Raw genomic sequence first — 17,986 nt, 5'->3', positions numbered from 1 at the left:
CAAAGCCCGATGTCAGCGTCTCGCTTTCAAAAGGCGCTGCCACAGTGTGCCGCCGAAGAACCGCCCGAGCACGACAAAGTAGGCAATGATCAGCATAAAGGCGATAAAGGCCGGCGCACCGTTGAGCGCAAAACCTCCGGGCGTTCGCCCTCCCGCTACGGTCGCGACCAGAAATCCGGCGGCGAAAAACGCCGTCCAGAAGTCGAGAAAAAACGCGAGGATAATGCGCCAGGCGGCGGGCTGTTTTGGCTGCAGGGTTTCGTCAGTCAAGCTCACCTCCTGTCACACGTTTCTTGGTCCCCGGTCCGATCAGAACGGGATATCGTCGTCCATATCATTGGAGAAGCCGCCCGATGGCTGGCTGCTGCCGCGGGAAGAACCGCCGCGCGAGGAGGACTGCTGGTCATAACCGCCGCCGTAACCGGAGCCGCCGCCACTGCCATAATCATTGCCGCCGCCGAAGTCGCCACCACCGCTACGGCCGCCGCCCTCACCGCGACCATCGAGCATGGTCAGCGTGGAGTTGAAGCCCTGCAGCACGATTTCCGTGGAGTAGCGGTCGTTGCCGGTCTGGTCCTGCCATTTGCGGGTCTGCAACTGGCCTTCAATATAGAGCTTGGCGCCCTTTTTGACATATTGCTCGACGACCTTGCACAGACCTTCGTTGAAGACCACGACGGTGTGCCATTCGGTCTTTTCCTTGCGCTCGCCGCTGTTGCGGTCCCGCCAGGTCTCAGAGGTGGCGATACGCAGGTTGGCGATGGGGCGGCCATCCTGCGTGCGGCGGATTTCGGGATCTGCACCCACATTCCCGATCAGAATTACCTTGTTTACGCTACCAGCCATCTCGTCATCCTGTCCGCCAGCCTTCATGGCCGGCAATTGCATTTCAAAAAATTCGCCACACAATAGCTGCCGCCGCCGGCAAAGGGCACCGCAAGCAGGGAACTATCCACAAAGAATAATCTTAAGCTGTGGGAGCCGACATTCGCGCTTGCAATTCGTTCCTTTTTTGTTCTATTGAATCGCAGATTTCGAGTCAAGCATCCCGAAAAGCTGCGACCGATAGGAAATAGACCTCGACACCTCCGGCTGCGTCACTACATAAGGACGCGCTGTCATCAAGTGTGTTATTTTTGTCCGAGCCCTGTCATGAGTGAACTGAAGACGATTTCCATCCGTGGCGCCCGCGAGCATAACCTCAAGGGCATTGATCTGGATTTGCCGCGCAACAAGCTGATCGTCATGACCGGCCTTTCCGGTTCGGGCAAGTCGTCGCTTGCATTCGACACGATCTATGCCGAGGGCCAGCGCCGTTATGTCGAGAGCCTTTCGGCCTATGCGCGCCAGTTCCTGGAAATGATGCAGAAACCGGATGTCGACCAGATCGACGGCCTGTCGCCCGCTATTTCCATCGAGCAGAAGACCACCTCGCGCAATCCGCGCTCCACGGTCGGCACGGTCACCGAGATTTACGACTATATGCGCCTCCTCTTCGCGCGTGTCGGCGTGCCCTATTCGCCGGCCACGGGCCTGCCGATCGAAAGCCAAACGGTCAGCCAGATGGTCGACCGCATCCTCGCTTTCCAGGAAGGCACGCGTCTTTATATCCTTGCCCCGATCGTGCGCGGCCGCAAAGGCGAGTACAAGAAGGAACTTGCCGAGCTGATGAAGAAAGGCTTCCAGCGCGTCAAGGTGGACGGCCAGTTCTACGAGATCGCCGACGTTCCTGCCCTCGACAAGAAATACAAACACGATATCGACGTGGTCGTTGACCGCGCCGTCGTGCGCCCGGATATGGCCGCACGCCTTGCCGACAGTCTCGAGACCTGCCTCAAGCTTGCCGACGGGCTGGCAATCGCCGAATTTGCCGACAAGCCTCTGCCGCCCGAAGAGACCGCCGCCGGCGGCTCCGCCAACAAGTCTCTCAACGAGACTCACGAGCGTGTGCTGTTTTCGGAAAAGTTCGCCTGCCCCGTTTCCGGCTTCACCATTCCGGAAATCGAACCGCGTCTCTTCTCCTTCAACAACCCCTTCGGCGCCTGCCCCACCTGCGATGGCCTTGGCTCGCAGCAGAAGGTGGATGAAAACCTGATCGTACCGGAGCCCGCCCGCACCCTGCGTGACGGCGCCATTGCGCCCTGGGCAAAATCCTCTTCGCCCTATTACAACCAGACGCTGGAAGCACTTGGCAAAGCCTTCGGTTTCAAGCTGTCGAGCAAATGGTCCGATCTTTCGAAGGAGGCGCAGCACGCCATTCTTCAGGGCACGGATGACAAGATCGAGTTCAACTATCAGGACGGCGCCCGCTCCTACAAGACGGTGAAGAATTTCGAAGGCATTGTGCCCAATCTGGAGCGTCGCTGGAAAGAGACCGACAGCGCCTGGGCGCGCGAGGAAATCGAGCGTTACATGTCGGCGGCCCCCTGCCCGGCCTGCGCCGGTTATCGCCTGAAGCCGGAAGCGCTTGCCGTCAAGATCAACAAGCTGCATATCGGTGAGGTCACCGAAATGTCGATCCGCACCGCGCGTGACTGGTTCGAGTTGCTGCCGGAAAGCCTCAACGCCAAGCAGAACGAAATCGCTGTCCGTATCCTCAAGGAAATCCGCGAACGCCTGCGCTTCCTCAACGATGTCGGGCTGGATTATCTCAGCCTGTCGCGCAACTCCGGCACACTGTCGGGCGGTGAAAGCCAGCGTATCCGCCTGGCCTCGCAGATCGGTTCGGGCCTGACAGGCGTTCTCTATGTTCTCGATGAGCCCTCGATCGGTCTGCACCAGCGCGATAATGCCCGGTTGCTTGAGACGCTGAAACATCTGCGTGATATCGGCAATACCGTCATCGTGGTCGAACACGACGAAGATGCCATTCTGACGGCAGATTATGTCGTCGATATCGGCCCGGCGGCCGGCATTCACGGCGGTCAGGTCATCGCCGAAGGCTCGCCGCAGGAGGTGATGGCAAATCCGAAATCGCTGACCGGCAAATATCTCTCGGGCGAACTCGGCGTCGCCGTGCCGGCTGAGCGCCGCAAGCCCAAGAAGGGTCGCGAGATCAAGGTGTTCGGCGCACGCGGCAACAATCTAAAGAATGTCACCGCGGCTGTGCCGCTTGGCGTTTTCACCGCCGTAACTGGCGTATCGGGTGGAGGCAAGTCCACCTTCCTGATCGAGACTCTATACAAATCGGCGGCCCGCCGGGTGATGGGCGCGCGCGAAATCCCGGCCGAGCACGACCGCATCGATGGTTTCGAATTCATCGACAAGGTGATCGATATCGATCAGTCACCGATCGGCCGCACGCCGCGCTCCAATCCGGCCACCTATACCGGTGCCTTTACGCCGATCCGTGACTGGTTCGCCGGCCTGCCGGAAGCCAAGGCGCGCGGTTATGCGCCGGGCCGTTTCTCCTTCAACGTCAAGGGCGGCCGCTGTGAGGCCTGCCAGGGCGACGGTGTCATCAAGATCGAGATGCACTTCCTGCCTGACGTCTATGTCACCTGCGATGTCTGCCACGGCAAGCGCTATAATCGCGAAACGTTGGACGTCACTTTCAAGAGCAAATCCATCGCCGACGTGCTGGATATGACGGTCGAGGAAGGCGTGGAATTCTTCGCTGCCGTGCCGGCGGTGCGCGACAAGCTGCAATCGCTGTTTGATGTCGGCCTCGGTTACATCAAGGTCGGTCAGCAGGCCAATACGCTCTCCGGTGGCGAGGCGCAGCGCGTCAAGCTTGCCAAGGAACTGTCAAAGCGCTCGACGGGCCGCACGCTCTATATCCTCGACGAACCGACGACCGGCCTGCACTTCCACGACGTCAACAAGCTCCTGGAAATGTTGCATGCGCTGGTGGAACAGGGCAATTCCGTCGTGGTGATCGAACACAATCTCGAAGTCATCAAGACGGCCGACTGGATCATCGATATCGGCCCCGAAGGCGGCACGGGCGGCGGTGAAGTGGTGGCAACCGGCACACCGGAAGACATCGTCAAGGTCGAGCGCTCCTATACCGGTCACTTCCTGAAGGAGCTTCTCGAGCGCCGGCCGGCCGGAAAACGGGAAGCTGCGGAATAATCCGCAGCTTTCGTCGCAAGGGTTCGATAGGCCGAAGGCCGGAGGAGGAACAGCATATGTCGACATCAGGAACGATCCGAACCGGTATCGGCGGCTGGACTTTTGAGCCCTGGGAAGGCACGTTTTATCCAGAAAAACTGCCGAAGAAGCGCCAGTTGGAGCACGCCAGCCGTCAGCTCACGGCAATCGAGGTGAACGGCACCTATTACAGCAGCCAGAAACCCGAAACCTTCGCCAAATGGGCCTCCGAAGTGCCTGAGGATTTCATCTTCTCGCTGAAGGCGAGCCGCTTCGTCACCAATCGCAGGGTTCTGGCCGAGGCCGGTGAGTCCATGACGAAGTTTCTGACGCAGGGTCTCACGGAACTCGGGTCCCATCTCGGCCCGATCCTCTGGCAGTTTGCGCCCACAAAGAAATTCGACTCGGAAGATTTCGGTGCGTTTCTGGCGCTGCTGCCGGAGAAGCAGGATGGCATTTCCCTGCGGCATGTGGTCGAGGTGCGCAACGAGACATTCCAGGTGCCGGAATTCATCGAACTTTTGGCCAAACACAAGGTCGCGGTCGTCTGCGCCGATCATCACGATTATCCGATGCTGCCTGACGTGACCGCCGATTTCGTCTATTGCCGCCTGCAGAAGGGCGAGGACGATATCGAGACCTGCTATCCGAAGGCCGGGATCAATGACTGGGCAAAACGCGTCAAGACCTATGCGGCGGGCAGCGTGCCTGACGACCTGCCGCTGATTGCGCCTGAGCGGAAGGTGGAAAAGACCCCGCGCGACGTCTTCGCCTTCTTCATCACCGGCGGCAAGGTCAATGCGCCCGTGGGTGCGCAGGAACTGCAAAAAGCGGTCTGAGCCTTATCAGCCCGCCAGTTCTTTCATCGGGTTGAAATCGATGGCGGCGAAAGCTGCCTCGATCACCTCCGGCCCGGCTCCCGGCCGGGTGGCGTCGCTGGAAAGGATTTGACGGAAACGGCGCGCGCCCGGCATGCCCTGAAACAGGCCGACCATGTGGCGGGTGACGTGATTGAGACGTCCACCTGCGGCGATATAATCGGCGGCATAAGCCATCATCACGTCCCGCAACGCCATCCAGTCATAGTTGCGGGCTTCCTCTCCATGAATGCGATGGTCGACATCGGCAAGGATGGAGGTGTTGTGATAGGCGGCCCTGCCGAGCATCACTCCATCCATGTGTTTCAGATGTTCGCCCGCCTGATCGAGATCGGCGATGCCACCATTGATGCCGATGAAGACATCAGGATTTTCCCGCTTTATGCGATAGACGAGATCATAGTCTAGCGGCGGAACCTCACGGTTCTCCTTCGGCGAAAGCCCCTGCAGCCAGGCTTTGCGGGCATGGACCCAGACCGCATCCGCACCGGCAGCCACGACCCTTGCCAGAAAATCCGGCAATACCGTTTCGGGCTCCTGGTCATCGACCCCGATGCGGCATTTGACCGTAACCGGCACGCTCGCAACCGCTCTCATCGCCGAAATACAGTCCGCCACGACGTCAGGTTCACGCATCAGGCAAGCGCCGAATGTGCCTGACTGTACCCGGTCTGAAGGGCAACCGACATTGAGGTTGATTTCGTCATAACCGTAATCGCCGGCAATCCGTACCGCCTCGGCAAGTTTGGCGGGATCCGATCCGCCAAGCTGCAGCGCGACAGGATGTTCCTGCGGGTGGTAACCGAGCAACTTCTCGCGCTGGCCATGGATGATGGCATCGGCGACAATCATTTCGGTGAACAGCAAGGCACGCTTCGACAATTGCCGGTGCAGAAACCTGCACCTCGTGTCGGTCCAATCGATCATGGGCGCAACGGCAAAGATTTTTTCGCCGCTGGCAAGCACTTGTCTGTACATGGATAAACCTCTTTGCGCCGGCTTCTACAGCAAAGGACCGCAAAAAGCCAGTTTCGCCCACAACAGCATTTTGAACTGGAAATTGCTCCGGAATCGCGGGACAAGAATTGCAGCTTCAAGAGACGACAGGAAATCCCATGGCCGCCACCGTCATCCCCGCCCCGAAACCCGTTCTGCTGCCGGTCGAGGGCACACAAGATATGTTCCCCGTGCGGCGGGTCTATTGCGTCGGCCGCAATTATGCGGATCACGCTATTGAAATGGGCCACGATCCCTCACGCGAGCCACCCTTTTATTTCCAGAAGAACCCGGACAATCTGCTGCCCGCAGGTATTGATTTCCCCTACCCGCCGCTGTCCTCCAATGTGCATTACGAAGTCGAATGTGTCGTGGTCCTGAAGAGCGGCGGCGCCGATATTCCGGCGTCAGAGGCGCTGACCCATGTATGGGGTTATGCCGTCGGGATAGACATGACCCGCCGCGACCTGCAGGACGGGCTGAAAAAAATGGGCCGCTCCTGGGAAGGCGCCAAGGCCTTTGAACATTCCGCACCGGTCTCGGCCATCGTTCCCGCTGATAAAATCGGTCATCCCTCGACCGGCGCGATCTGGCTCGATGTCAACGGTGAACGCAAGCAGACGGGCGATCTCGCGCAGATGATCTGGAAGGTGCCGGAAGTGATTGCCGAGCTTTCCAAGCTGTTCACCCTTGCCGCCGGCGACGTGATCATGACGGGAACGCCGGCCGGCGTCGGCCCGATCGTGCGCGGAGATACGATCGAGTGTGGTGTCGATGGCGTCGGCACGCTCTCGGTCAAAATCGCCTGACCGCATCGGCAGGAAACGCAAACGCGAGGACACCACCATGCCGCTCTACCGCCTTGCCGACCGGGTGCCTAAGACACCTGCCCCGGATCGTTACTGGGTTGCGCCCGATGCCAATGTCATCGGTTCGGTGACGCTCGGCGAAGGTGTCGGCATCTGGTTCGGCGCAACGCTGCGCGGCGATAACGAACCGATCAGCATCGGTCGCGGCACCAATATTCAGGAAGGCGTGATGGTGCACAGCGACCCCGGTTTCGCCGCGACCATCGGCGATATGTGCACCATCGGCCACCATGCCATCGTGCATGGCTGCACAATTGGCGACAATTCGCTCATTGGCATGGGCGCGACGATTTTGAACGGCGCAAAGATCGGCCGCAACTGCCTCGTCGGCGCCAATGCACTGGTGACCGAAGGCAAAGAGTTTCCCGACAATTCGCTTATTGTCGGCTCGCCGGCGCGGGCCATTCGCACGCTGGATGAAGAAACCGTGGCGGGCCTTCGCCGTTCGGCGGAAAAATATATCGAAAACTGGAAGCGTTTTTCGAAGGATCTGGCGATCATCGAAAAGTGATCGACGGCGGGCCACATGCCCACCCCTTGGAATTGGGCTTTACGCCGCGCATGCAGCGCAGAGGCCGCGTATTTCAATAGTGGTCTTTTCAGCCTTGAACTTGCTGTCCTTCACCCAGCGCTCCAGCCGGTGGTCGATCTCGTGATCGTGGAACTCTGTCACCTGCCCGCAGGATTCACAAATGGCGAATGCCACGGTGCCGTGGTGGTGCGAGCAGCATTCGGCCTGTGTATGCGTGCATGCGACGAAGGCGTTGAGGCTTTCCAGCCGGTGCACGAGACCGAATTCCACCAGCTTTTCCAGAGCCCGGTAAACCTGCAGCGGCGCGCGGAACCCGTCGTCCCGCAGCTTGTCGAGGATCATATAGGCGCTGAGCGGCTGCTGCGCATTTGAAAGAGCATTCATGACCAGCGACTGGTTCTTGGTAAGGTTCTGCTGGGTCTGCGCATTCATGGCTTGCCTCCTTCATCTGCGGAGCGGGAAAAACCCGGCGCCGGCAACAGGCTTATAACGAACAGGATCACCGCGGCAACCACGATCGACGGGCCAGACGGTGTATCATAGGTGAGAGAGCCAAACAGGCCGCCGATAACGGCCACCGCACCGATCAGCGAGGCCACAACCGCCATCACCTCCGGTGTGCTGGAAAAACGCCGCGCAGTCGCGGCCGGTATGATGAGCAGGGACGTAATGAGCATGATGCCAACCACCTTCATGGCAATCGCAATCACCAGCGCCATCAGCAGCGTAAAGATCAGCTTCGACCGTTCCGGGTTCAACCCCTCGGCTTCCGCCAGCTCCGTATTGACGGTCGAGGCGAGCAGCGACCTCCACAGGAACACCATGGAAACGATCACCACCAGCCCGCCACCCCATATCAGCGCAATATCGCTGCGGGTGACGGCAAGAATATCGCCGAACAGGAACGAGACGAGATCGATGCGCACCCAGCTCATGAAGGCGACGATGACGAGGCCGATCGCCAGTGCCGAATGGGACAGGATGCCAAGCAGCGCGTCGGCGGAAAGCGCCTGCCGCCGCTGCAGGAAAATCAAAAGAACCGAAACGGCCGACGCCACGAGAAAGACGCTGACGATGAGGTTGAGCTGCAGCAGCAAAGACAGCGCAACGCCGAGAAGCGCCGAATGCGCCATCGTATCACCGAAATAGGCCATGCGCCGCCAGACGACAAAACAGCCAAGCGGACCGGCGGTGAGCGCAACACCGATGCCGGCGACCATGGCGCGAGTGAAGAAATCGTCAAACATGGCGTTCTCCCTGCCGCTGGTCCGCGGGTGCATGGTCATGGCCGCAGCCGCATTCGCCATGCCCGTCCTTACGGTGCCCATGGGCATGATGATGCTCATGCTCATGCCCGTGATGGTGTCCGTCCTCGGGATGGCAATGATCCGTCACCGTTCCATCCGCATGCTGCACCCGGCCATCAGGCAGATGGGTGTGATCGTGATGGTGGCTATAGACCGCAAGCGCCTTGGACGCCGCGCCGCCGAACAGCCGCATATATTCCGGACTCTGGCTGACCGCCTGCGGCGTTCCGCGGCAGCAGACATGGCCATTCAGGCAGATAACGGTATCGGTTTCCGCCATCACCACATGCAGGTCATGTGAGATTAACAGAATTCCGCAATTACTTGAATTTCTGATGTTTTTTATAAGATCATAAAGTGCGATCTCGCCGGAAAAATCAACACCCTGAACAGGCTCGTCGAGAACCAGCAGATCGGGCTTGCGGGCGATGGCGCGGGCCAAAAGCGCCCGCTGGAACTCGCCGCCGGAAAGATGCTGCACCTCGGCATTGGCCAAATGTGCGATGCCAGTCGCATTCAGCGCCGCGTCGATCTCGCGCGCAGGCAGCGGCCCGGTGAGTGTCATCAGACGCCGCACGGAAAGCGGCATGGTCCAGTCCACCGAGAGCTTCTGCGGCACATAACCGACGCGCAGACCGGGCTTGCGAGAGACGTTGCCCTCGCTTGGCTTAACCACGCCGATCGCCATTTTTGCACTGGTGGATTTGCCGGAGCCGTTCGGGCCGATCAGCGTGACGATCTCGCCCCTGCTGACGGAAAACTCCACGCCGCGCACCAGCCAGCGGCCGTTCCGCTGCACGCCGGCATTGGCAAGGGAAACCAGTATTTCGTTGCCCTCGGGGGCTGAATGAAGCATGGGATTGTCCGTTCGGCGATGTTGCCTACCGCTATTGCATACGTTATAGAGTTACGCAATAAATGTAATAACATAACTATACTTGTTCAAGTGGAGTGCATTTCATGAAATCGACCCTGATCCCGCTCATGGCATCGGTGGCAATAGCGGCCGCCGCTTCGGGCGCAACTGCCGCGCCCGACGTCGTGGTCTCGATCAAGCCTGTCCACTCTCTCGTTGCAGCGATCATGAAGGGTGTGGGCGAACCGCAGCTCATCGTTGACGGCGCGGCCTCGCCGCACACCTATAATCTGCGGCCGTCCAATGCACGCAAGCTCGAAAAGGCGGATGTGGTATTCTGGGTCGGCCCCGGACTGGAAGCTTTCCTGCAAAAGCCTCTGGAGGCATTGGCCAGCAAGGCGACGGTGGTGGAACTGGAAGATGCCAAGGGTCTGGAGAAGCTGCCCTTCCGCGAAGGCGGCCCCTTTGACGCGCACGATCATGGCGAAGAGGGCCATAGCGAGGGCGAAGGCGCGCATGATCATAATCATGCGCACAACCATGCCGATGCCGAGGAGCACGAACACGGCGCCTATGACACACATCTCTGGCTGGACCCCGCCAATGCCAAGGCCATGGCTCAGGCGATCGAAACGGCACTGATTGCGGCCGATGCCGGCAATGCCGCGACCTATCAGGCCAACACCAGGAAGCTGATCGACGATCTGGACGCGCTCGATGCCGAAGTCGCGGAAACGGTGAAGCCTGTGAAGGAAAAGCCCTTCATCGTCTTCCACGATGCCTATCAATATTTCGAGCACCGTTACGGCGTGAAAACCGCAGGATCGATCACCGTCAGCCCCGAAACTCTGCCGGGCGCGGATCGGGTCAAGCAGATGCAGGAGAAGGTTCGTCAGCTCGGCGCCACTTGCGTCTTTGCCGAACCGCAATTCGAGCCGAAGCTGATTTCGGTCATCACCGAAGGCACGGCGGCGAAATCGGCAACGCTCGATCCGGAAGCCGCGACGCTGGAGCCCGGCCCCGATCTTTATTTCAAGCTGATGCGCGGCATTGCCGGTTCGCTGAAGGACTGCCTGTCCTGATCAGCGGAAACGCCGGATCAGCAGAACAACCACACCGTGTTTAACCTCGTCGTTCGGTGTGCGCTTCCGTCTCTGTTTCCACGCGTTTTCCTGAGGAAAAATCGTCACAAACTTTTACCGGAAATACTCCAGACCGTTTACGGCTAAAGCTTCATGGCCGACCAGACCGGGCGATTGATGGTTTGCAGCGTTTCCGGCGGCTCACCGTTGATGCGTGACAGCAGGGCCCTGGCAAGCTCCCTGCCCGCAAGTTTGATATCCTCGTGGACAGTGACTATTTGCGGCTGGATCCAGTTCAGGAACTCGGCGGACTGTTTCGAGACCACATCGATATCCTCGCCAATCTTTACCCCTGCGGCCTCAAAACCGGCGAGAAGCGCCACCGTGCTGGTACCGCTGATCGAGACGACGCCGTCCGGTCGATCATCCGATTTCATCAGCGCTTCACCGAAATCGCGGATTTTATCGAGCGGCGTCTCGGTCGTAATGGCATCGAAGGGAAATTCGGTCAGCCCGAAATCCCTGATGCCGCGGTTAAAGCCCTTGCGGGCATAGTCGTGATAGGAGAATTGCGAGGGCGGAACGACAGCAGCAATTCTCTTCCGCCCGCTTTGCGCTAGACGCTCCACGGCCTGATAGGCATAGGCCTCGTTATCGAAATCGTGATAGGCATGTTCAATACCCATATTCGTGCGCCCATGGGTGACGAAAGGCATGTTGCGTTCCGTCATCAGGCGAACACGCGGATCGTTGGGCTCAATTTTCGAGATAATCACCCCGTCCGCTGAGCCAGTATCGAGAATATAGCGGATCGGAACCATGGAATCCTTGGCGTGCGTGTGGGGCGTAACGACAAGGTGGTATTGCGTCGTGGAAAGCACTTCCGTGATGCCGAACACCATCTGACTGGTGAAACCCATCAACTCCTCGTCGACACTCAGCACCAGCGCGATGACGTTCGTCTTGCCGGTGCGAAGGCGCACGCCGGCACGGTTGGGTTGGTATCCGATCTGCCGGGCGATGAGCCGCACGCGCTCCTTGGTCTCGGCGCCGATGTCAGGCGCATCCTTCAGCGCGCGCGACACGGTGGTGATGCCAAGGCCCGTCATATAAGCGATGGTCTTCAGGGTCGGGCGCTCGCCCGTCGTTGCAGGTATGTCGCCCCCGCCGGATTTTCCAGTATCGTTCATGTCATTTCGCCACGCTTTACCTAACGGTAATCATAGATAGCTTTTGCTCCGTTGCAAAGGCAAAGGTCTCCGGCAAACCGCCAGTCGTTTCCACGTATCCGCCAAGCCAGCTATAACGATATAGATCGAGAAAATATTTCCCGGCCCCCGCCCTTTAGTCATAGCCTGGAACTGTCGATATTGACCCGACAAAAATCCTTTTTATTCAGATTAGAAAACAATTTTAATTGACTGATATAAATCAATAAAACTGCTATGAATGGGTTCCATGAAATCTCCCTATTCTACTCAGTAAACGCCACGCATTTTTCAGGCACCCGGAGGCCACTCAAAGGAATGACTGGAGGATTGTTTTACGGTAACGTTGCCGGAGGGAGGAAATCGCAAAGCCGGATAAGCATGTCGCGGCCGCTTTGCACCCATCCATTCTCCCCAGATTCTGACACAAGCCTGCATCATAATGCCGGCCGTCTTCGTTGAATTCAAATTATGCAGGGTCCGATCATGATTGCTTCCTCCACGCCCGAAACCGTCATCGATCTGGCCGGGCTCTGGCGCCTGACCTCGGCGGAAGGAGACCATGCCACCGAGCTTTCCGTTCCCGGCGATATTCACTCCGCCCTGAAAAATGCCGCCATCATTCCCGACCCCTATCACGGCGCCAATGAGAAGGCCGTACAATGGGTCGCACAGCAGGACTGGATCATAGAGAGGACCTTCATCCTCGATGACATCGAGGCGAGCTGGTATCTCGATATCGACTATCTCGACACCGTCGCCATCATCTTCGTCAACGATATCCCGGTGTTAAGCGCCGACAATTGCTTCCGACGTTATCGCCCCGATATTTCGCGCGCCGTGCGGCCGGGTGAAAACACCATCCGCATCCATTTTCACTCCAATATCGCGGCAGGCGCAGAGCGGCAGGCACGGCAGCCCTTCTACATTCCCTATCACCCCGGCAACTCGCCGATCGCCAATGGCAACATGCTGCGCAAGCCGCAATGCCATTTTGGCTGGGACTGGAACATCGCCATCGCGCCGCTTGGCCTCTACGGCAAAATCCTGCTGAAGCGGCTCGATACGGCCCGCATCGAACATATCGTTACCTCGCAGCACCATGTTGAAGGCGGTGTCGAGCTGCATGTGGCGATCACGCTGTTTGCCGAAGGACCGGCAAGCCTGCCGGTCTACCTCTCCCTTAACGACGAAAGACTACGGCTCGATTGCGGCGTCGGCGCGGGCGAGACGATTGTACGCCACGTCTTCTTCGTGGAAAATCCGGAACTCTGGTGGCCGGCCGGCAGTGGCGAGCAGACGCTCTACAGACTGACGGTAGAACTGCCCGACGAGACAGTCACCCGCCAGATCGGCTTCAGGACCATCGAGCTTCTGACCGACAAGGACGAGGCCGGCAGCCGCTTCGCCTTCCGCATCAACGGCCGGGAAATCTTCTGCCGCGGCGCCAACTGGATTCCGGCAGATGCGCTTTATTCGCTCACCAGCCGGGAAAAGACCGAAGACCTCCTTTGCTCCGCAGTCGAGGCCAACATGAACATGATCCGTGTCTGGGGCGGCGGGTTCTATGAGGAGGACTGGTTCTACGACCTCTGCGATCGCCTTGGCCTTCTGGTCTGGCAGGACTTCATGTTCGCATGCAATCTCTATCCCTGCAGCGATGACTTCCTCGACAATGTCGAACACGAGGTCGATTATCAGGTCAAACGCCTCTCCTCCCACCCCTCCATCGCGCTATGGTGTGGCGATAACGAGCTGGTGGGTGCGCTGACTTGGTTCGACGAATCCCGCAACAATCGTGACCGCTATCTTGTGGCTTACGACCGCCTGAACCGCACTATCGAAAAAGCGCTTAAAAAAGCCGCCCCCGAAGCGCTCTGGTGGCCGTCGAGCCCAGCCTCGGGTTATCTCGATTATGGCGATGCCTGGCACGCGGATGGCTCCGGCGACATGCATTATTGGTCCGTCTGGCACGAAAACAAGTCGTTCGACAATTACCGCTCGGTCAAGCCGCGCTTTTGCTCCGAGTTCGGTTTCCAGTCCTATACGTCCATGCCTGTCATCCGCACCTATGCGGAAGACAAGGACATGAACATCGCCTCCCCGGTCATTGAGTTGCACCAGAAGAATGTGGGCGGCAATGAACGGATCGCCGGCACCATGTTTCGCTATTTCCGGTTCCCCAGGGATTTCCAGAACTTCGTTTATCTGAGCCAGGTGCAGCAGGCGCTGGCCATCCGCACGGCTGTAGATTACTGGCGCTCGCTAAAGCCCCATTGCATGGGCACGCTATATTGGCAGCTGAACGACACATGGCCGGTCGCCTCTTGGTCGAGCCTCGATTATGGCGGCGGCTGGAAGGCGCTGCATTACGCTGCTCGCCGTTTCTTCCAGCCGGTCGCGGTCTCGGCCATTCCCTCGGAGAATGGACGCCGGGTGAGCTTCTCGATGGTCAACGACACGGCGGAAGATGTAGAAATCGACATGAACATCGTGGCACTGACCATGGACGGCAACCGCGTGCCGCTGAAATCCGCCAACGGGACATGCGCGACGGACAAGGCCGCGACGCTGACGGACATCGACATGGACAGCCTGCCGGATGGCTCCATCCTTGCATGGAGCTTCATCGCTTCCAACGGCATGACCGGCGAAGGCCATCATGCGCGCGACACCTACAAGGCACTGGAGCTTCAGCCCGCCGGCTTGGATCTCTCCGTCGGCCCGCTGAAAAACGGCCAGTTTGAAATCGATGTCACCGCCGCCGGTCTCGCCCTCTTTGTCTTGCTGGAGGCGGACCAGCCCGGACGTTATTCCGACAACCTGTTCGACCTTTCCGCCGGCGAAACGCGTCGCATCATCTTCACCCCGAAGGCGGCCGGCCCCCAGCCGCGTTTCCGCATCTTCGATCTTCATACCTGCCAGTCCTCGCCCGATCCCGCCATTGAAACCATGCGGAGAAAGGCATAACCATCCCTCTCGGGAATGACAGGTGCGCTCGCACCTGTTTTCATCGGTTCAAAGGGTTGCCGGGTTCTCCGGCAGCCAGTCATCAGCAAGTGGAGGAAGACCCATGGTTTGGCAACCGGCCGAAAACCGATACGCGTCCATGAAATACAATCATTGCGGAAAGACCGGCCTGAAACTGCCGGCGATCTCGCTGGGGCTCTGGCACAATTTCGGCAATGACACGCCGCACCAGACGAAACAGGCCATTTGCCGCCGGGCCTTCGATCTCGGCATCACCCATTTCGATCTCGCCAATAATTACGGCCCGCCGCCCGGCAGCGCCGAAACCGCCTTCGGCGAAATTCTCAAGACGGATTTCCGGGGCTATCGCGACGAGATGATTATCTCCTCCAAGGCCGGGTACAACATGTGGCCCGGCCCCTATGGCGAATGGGGCAGCCGCAAATATCTGATATCGTCCTGCGACCAGAGCCTGAAGCGCATGGGGCTGGACTACGTCGATATTTTCTATTCCCACCGTTTCGATCCCGACACGCCGCTTGAGGAAACCTGCGGCGCGCTTGACCAGATCGTGCGCTCGGGCAAGGCGCTTTATGTCGGCATTTCCTCCTACAATTCGAAGCGCACCCGTGAGGCCGCCGCGATCCTGAAGGACCTCGGCACGCCCTGCATCATCCACCAGCCGAGCTATTCGATGATCAATCGCTGGATCGAGGAAGACGGTCTCGTCGACACACTGGAAGAACTGGGCATCGGCTCCATCGTCTTCTCGCCGTTGGCCCAGGGCATGCTGACGACGAAATATCTCGGCGGCGTGCCTGAAGGCAGCCGCGCCTCGCAGAGCAAGTCGCTGAACCCGGCCTTCCTCAACGAGCGCAATGTTGAAAACATCCGCGCGCTGAACAGCATCGCCGAACGCCGCGGCCAGACGCTGGCGCAGATGGCCATCGCCTGGGTCCTGCGCGGCGGTCGCATCACCTCGGCGCTGATTGGCGCAAGCCGTGTCGAACAGGTCGAAGATTGCGTGAAGGCGCTCGACAATGCCGAGTTCTCCACCGAGGAGCTTGCGGAAATCGACCGCTACGCCAAGGATGCGGATATCAACCTCTGGGCAAAATCCGCAGAACGCACCTGATACGAAACGGTCGCCCAGCTCCGCTGGGCGGCCTGCTCGCTTCGAAAACCGAGCCAAAAATCTCAAATTAAAAGTTTAAATCATACCCCTAACCATTAACAACCATTACATAATTGTAATTTTAAATTCAGTTTCCGTTCATTCGTTTATTCGTAAGTTCTCCTCATCGAAACACGAGAGGAAACTTCCATGAAAAAGTTCGTTACGATTCTTCTGGCAGCCACCGTTCTTGCAGCTCCGATGGCTCAGGCCCAAAGCCGCCATGACGATCGCCATCGCGGCGTCACCGTTGAGCGTCAGGTCACCAACAAGAAAGTCATCGTCAAGAAGCACCGCTGGGATCGCGGCCAGCGCCTCTCGGCCCGCGATCGTCGCCACTACGTCGACCGCCGTGACTACCGCCGCTATCACCTTGCAGAACCGCGCCGCGACCAGCGCTGGGTGCGCGTGGATAACCAGTTCCTGCTCATCAATGCCGTCAGCGGCCTCATCGTCGGTCTCGCCGCCGCCCGCTAATCCAGGCATCGATGAAATGAAAAAGGCCCGCTTGCGCGGGCCTTTTGTCGTTTATGGTTTCAGCCGATCAGAAAATGTCGGCGCCGCTGCCCCATGGGCCGTGCGGCTTGTCAACACCATCGGTGCGTTCGAAACCATGCGCGCCGAAGAAGTCGCGCTGCGCCTGGATGAGGTTGGCGCTGCCGCGGCCACGGCGATAGGCATCGAAATAGCCGAGTGCCGAAGCCAGCGCCGAAACCGGCAGTCCCGACAGAATGGCGTAGGAAACCACACGGCGCAGCGGCGCATCGGTATCCTTGACGATCGCGGAGAAGGCCGGCGTCACGATGAGGTTTGCCACATGCGGATCCTTCGTGAAGGCCGAGGTGATCTCATCGAGGAATTCCGAGCGGATGATGCAGCCGGCGCGCCAGATGCGGGCGATCGTCGGCATCGGCAGGTTCCAGTTGAACTCCTTGGAAGCGGCCGACATGATGGCGAAGCCCTGCGCATAAGCGCCGACCTTTGCGGCCAGCAGAGCGTTTTCCAGATCGGCGATGAAGGCTTTTTTGTCCGCGGGCGCCGGGGCAACAGTCGGCAGGCCGAAGATCTTTTCGGCAGCCTCGCGCTCATCCTTCTGCGACGACAGAATACGGGCAGCCACGGCCGCCTCGATGGCGGTGGCGGCGACGCCCATGTTCTGCGCCTCGATGACGGACCACTTGCCGGTGCCCTTCTGGCCGGCCTTGTCGAGGATCAGATCGACCATCGGCTTGCCGGTGATCGGATCGGCGGCGCGCAGAACCTTCTCGGTGATTTCGATCAGGTAGGAGTTGAGGCGGCCCTTGTTCCACTCGCCGAAGACATCGGCGATTTCAGACGCGCTCATTTTCAGGCCATCACGCAGAATACCGTAGATTTCGGCAATCATCTGCATGTCGGCATATTCGATGCCGTTATGGATGGTCTTGACGAAATGGCCAGCGCCGTCATTACCGAGCCATGCCACGCACGGATCGTCATTATACTTGGCAGAAATGGAGGTCAGCACCTTCTCGACACGCTTCCAGCTGTCTTCGGTACCGCCAACCATGATCGACGGTCCATGGCGCGCGCCTTCTTCACCGCCGGAAACGCCCATTCCGATAAAGGTCAGGCCGCTGTCCTTCAGATTGTCGAAACGGCGGATCGTATCGCGGAAATTCGCATTGCCGGCGTCGATCATGATGTCGCCATTGGACAGGTGCGGTTTGAGGATTTCCATCTGCTGGTCGACGGGATCGCCAGCCTTGATCATGATGATGATCGGACGCGGAGGACGAATGGCGGCGACGAATTCCTCAATGGTTTCGCAGGGAATGATCTGGCCCTGCAGGTCGCCTGCATCGGCGTAGAATTTTCGTGTAACTTCCGGGGTTCGGTTGAATACGGCAATCTTGTTGCCCTTTTCCGCGATGTTCAACGCCAGGTTCGAGCCCATGACGCCGAGACCGATCAAACCGATTTCTGCCTGTTCCACGGATGTGCCTCCATCTTGCTTTTTTGGTGGTCGTGTTGTGGCACTGT

The 17,986-nt window shown here is 59.0% G+C and carries 16 protein-coding genes; 8 read left to right on the top strand and 8 right to left on the bottom strand.

Translation table 11 applies throughout. The features are described 5' to 3' along the window. Nucleotides 1–12: 12 nt before the first annotated feature. Nucleotides 13–276: a hypothetical protein gene (locus tag ACFVTJ_RS05180; RefSeq protein ID WP_386905175.1), complete on the bottom strand. Its 264-nt coding sequence runs from the start codon at nt 274–276 to the stop codon at nt 13–15. Nucleotides 277–309: 33 nt separating this feature from the next. Next, nucleotides 310–888, bottom strand: coding sequence for a single-stranded DNA-binding protein (locus ACFVTJ_RS05175; RefSeq protein ID WP_386905173.1), 579 nt, complete (start codon nt 886–888; stop codon nt 310–312). 264 nt (nt 889–1,152) lie between these two features. On the opposite strand from ACFVTJ_RS05175, the gene uvrA reads away from it, so the two are divergent. Further along, the gene (uvrA, locus tag ACFVTJ_RS05170; RefSeq protein WP_386905171.1) at nt 1,153–4,074 is read left to right on the top strand and encodes an excinuclease ABC subunit UvrA; all 2,922 of its coding nucleotides are present in this window, start codon (nt 1,153–1,155) and stop codon (nt 4,072–4,074) included. Between the two features lie 56 nt (nt 4,075–4,130). Then, entirely contained in the window at nt 4,131–4,931 is an 801-nt protein-coding gene (locus tag ACFVTJ_RS05165) for a DUF72 domain-containing protein (protein WP_386905169.1), read from the top strand. A gap of 6 nt (nt 4,932–4,937) precedes the next feature. Here the strand turns inward: ACFVTJ_RS05165 and dusA are convergent, their stop codons facing one another. Beyond that, nucleotides 4,938–5,948, bottom strand: coding sequence for a tRNA dihydrouridine(20/20a) synthase DusA (dusA, locus tag ACFVTJ_RS05160; RefSeq protein WP_386905167.1), 1,011 nt, complete (start codon nt 5,946–5,948; stop codon nt 4,938–4,940). A gap of 137 nt (nt 5,949–6,085) precedes the next feature. Here dusA and ACFVTJ_RS05155 point away from each other — a divergent pair, with 137 nt between their 5' ends. Together ACFVTJ_RS05155 and ACFVTJ_RS05150 are read left to right on the top strand one after the other, a co-directional pair. After that, nucleotides 6,086–6,775, top strand: coding sequence for a fumarylacetoacetate hydrolase family protein (locus ACFVTJ_RS05155; protein WP_386905165.1), 690 nt, complete (start codon nt 6,086–6,088; stop codon nt 6,773–6,775). Nucleotides 6,776–6,812: 37 nt separating this feature from the next. Beyond that, nucleotides 6,813–7,346, top strand: coding sequence for a gamma carbonic anhydrase family protein (locus ACFVTJ_RS05150; RefSeq protein WP_386905163.1), 534 nt, complete (start codon nt 6,813–6,815; stop codon nt 7,344–7,346). Nucleotides 7,347–7,385: 39 nt separating this feature from the next. Here ACFVTJ_RS05150 and zur read toward each other — a convergent pair whose 3' ends face one another. From zur to znuC, 3 genes are read right to left on the bottom strand one after another with little or no spacing between them, the layout of a single operon-like run. Next, nucleotides 7,386–7,799, bottom strand: a complete 414-nt coding sequence (zur, locus tag ACFVTJ_RS05145) for a zinc uptake transcriptional repressor Zur (RefSeq protein WP_386905161.1) — start codon at nt 7,797–7,799, stop codon at nt 7,386–7,388. Then, a complete protein-coding gene (znuB, locus tag ACFVTJ_RS05140) occupies nt 7,796–8,614 on the bottom strand; it encodes a zinc ABC transporter permease subunit ZnuB (protein WP_386905159.1) in 819 nt (272 codons plus the stop codon). Before znuB ends, zur begins: the two co-directional genes overlap by 4 nt. After that, the gene (znuC, locus tag ACFVTJ_RS05135) at nt 8,607–9,530 is read right to left on the bottom strand and encodes a zinc ABC transporter ATP-binding protein ZnuC (protein WP_386905157.1); all 924 of its coding nucleotides are present in this window, start codon (nt 9,528–9,530) and stop codon (nt 8,607–8,609) included. Before znuC ends, znuB begins: the two co-directional genes overlap by 8 nt. 104 nt (nt 9,531–9,634) lie before the next feature. Between znuC and znuA the strand changes: the two genes are divergently transcribed. Then, the gene (gene znuA / locus ACFVTJ_RS05130; protein ID WP_386905155.1) at nt 9,635–10,612 is read left to right on the top strand and encodes a zinc ABC transporter substrate-binding protein ZnuA; all 978 of its coding nucleotides are present in this window, start codon (nt 9,635–9,637) and stop codon (nt 10,610–10,612) included. Between the two features lie 143 nt (nt 10,613–10,755). Here the strand turns inward: znuA and ACFVTJ_RS05125 are convergent, their stop codons facing one another. Further along, nucleotides 10,756–11,802: a LacI family transcriptional regulator gene (locus ACFVTJ_RS05125; protein WP_386905153.1), complete on the bottom strand. Its 1,047-nt coding sequence runs from the start codon at nt 11,800–11,802 to the stop codon at nt 10,756–10,758. Nucleotides 11,803–12,291: 489 nt separating this feature from the next. Here ACFVTJ_RS05125 and ACFVTJ_RS05120 point away from each other — a divergent pair, with 489 nt between their 5' ends. The 3 genes from ACFVTJ_RS05120 to ACFVTJ_RS05110 all read left to right on the top strand — a co-directional run bounded on the left by ACFVTJ_RS05120 (nt 12,292) and on the right by ACFVTJ_RS05110 (nt 16,441). Beyond that, nucleotides 12,292–14,790: a glycoside hydrolase family 2 protein gene (locus ACFVTJ_RS05120; protein WP_386905151.1), complete on the top strand. Its 2,499-nt coding sequence runs from the start codon at nt 12,292–12,294 to the stop codon at nt 14,788–14,790. Between the two features lie 103 nt (nt 14,791–14,893). After that, entirely contained in the window at nt 14,894–15,925 is a 1,032-nt protein-coding gene (gene mgrA, locus ACFVTJ_RS05115; RefSeq protein WP_386905149.1) for an L-glyceraldehyde 3-phosphate reductase, read from the top strand. Between the two features lie 189 nt (nt 15,926–16,114). Then, the gene (locus tag ACFVTJ_RS05110) at nt 16,115–16,441 is read left to right on the top strand and encodes an RcnB family protein (protein ID WP_386905147.1); all 327 of its coding nucleotides are present in this window, start codon (nt 16,115–16,117) and stop codon (nt 16,439–16,441) included. A 67-nt stretch (nt 16,442–16,508) separates the two neighbouring features. Here ACFVTJ_RS05110 and gndA read toward each other — a convergent pair whose 3' ends face one another. Further along, entirely contained in the window at nt 16,509–17,939 is a 1,431-nt protein-coding gene (gene gndA / locus ACFVTJ_RS05105) for an NADP-dependent phosphogluconate dehydrogenase (protein ID WP_386905145.1), read from the bottom strand. Nucleotides 17,940–17,986 lie beyond the last annotated feature (47 nt).

Source organism: Agrobacterium sp. NPDC058088, from assembly GCF_042885035.1.
Lineage (GTDB): Bacteria > Pseudomonadota > Alphaproteobacteria > Rhizobiales > Rhizobiaceae > Agrobacterium.
This window is presented reverse-complemented; position numbering and strand designations above follow the sequence as displayed.

Excerpts from the sequence above, each read along its gene's own strand:
- znuC (WP_386905157.1), bottom strand. The coding sequence starts at position 9,530 with ATGCTTCATTCAGCCCCCGAGGGCAACGAAATACTGGTTTCCCTTGCC.
- ACFVTJ_RS05175 (WP_386905173.1), bottom strand. The coding sequence starts at position 888 with ATGCAATTGCCGGCCATGAAGGCTGGCGGACAGGATGACGAGATGGCT.
- ACFVTJ_RS05110 (WP_386905147.1), top strand. The coding sequence starts at position 16,115 with ATGAAAAAGTTCGTTACGATTCTTCTGGCAGCCACCGTTCTTGCAGCT.
- uvrA (WP_386905171.1), top strand. The coding sequence starts at position 1,153 with ATGAGTGAACTGAAGACGATTTCCATCCGTGGCGCCCGCGAGCATAAC.
- ACFVTJ_RS05165 (WP_386905169.1), top strand. The coding sequence starts at position 4,131 with ATGTCGACATCAGGAACGATCCGAACCGGTATCGGCGGCTGGACTTTT.
- znuA (WP_386905155.1), top strand. The coding sequence starts at position 9,635 with ATGAAATCGACCCTGATCCCGCTCATGGCATCGGTGGCAATAGCGGCC.
- ACFVTJ_RS05150 (WP_386905163.1), top strand. The coding sequence starts at position 6,813 with ATGCCGCTCTACCGCCTTGCCGACCGGGTGCCTAAGACACCTGCCCCG.
- znuB (WP_386905159.1), bottom strand. The coding sequence starts at position 8,614 with ATGTTTGACGATTTCTTCACTCGCGCCATGGTCGCCGGCATCGGTGTT.
- ACFVTJ_RS05125 (WP_386905153.1), bottom strand. The coding sequence starts at position 11,802 with ATGAACGATACTGGAAAATCCGGCGGGGGCGACATACCTGCAACGACG.
- dusA (WP_386905167.1), bottom strand. The coding sequence starts at position 5,948 with ATGTACAGACAAGTGCTTGCCAGCGGCGAAAAAATCTTTGCCGTTGCG.
- ACFVTJ_RS05155 (WP_386905165.1), top strand. The coding sequence starts at position 6,086 with ATGGCCGCCACCGTCATCCCCGCCCCGAAACCCGTTCTGCTGCCGGTC.
- mgrA (WP_386905149.1), top strand. The coding sequence starts at position 14,894 with ATGGTTTGGCAACCGGCCGAAAACCGATACGCGTCCATGAAATACAAT.
- ACFVTJ_RS05120 (WP_386905151.1), top strand. The coding sequence starts at position 12,292 with ATGCAGGGTCCGATCATGATTGCTTCCTCCACGCCCGAAACCGTCATC.
- zur (WP_386905161.1), bottom strand. The coding sequence starts at position 7,799 with ATGAATGCGCAGACCCAGCAGAACCTTACCAAGAACCAGTCGCTGGTC.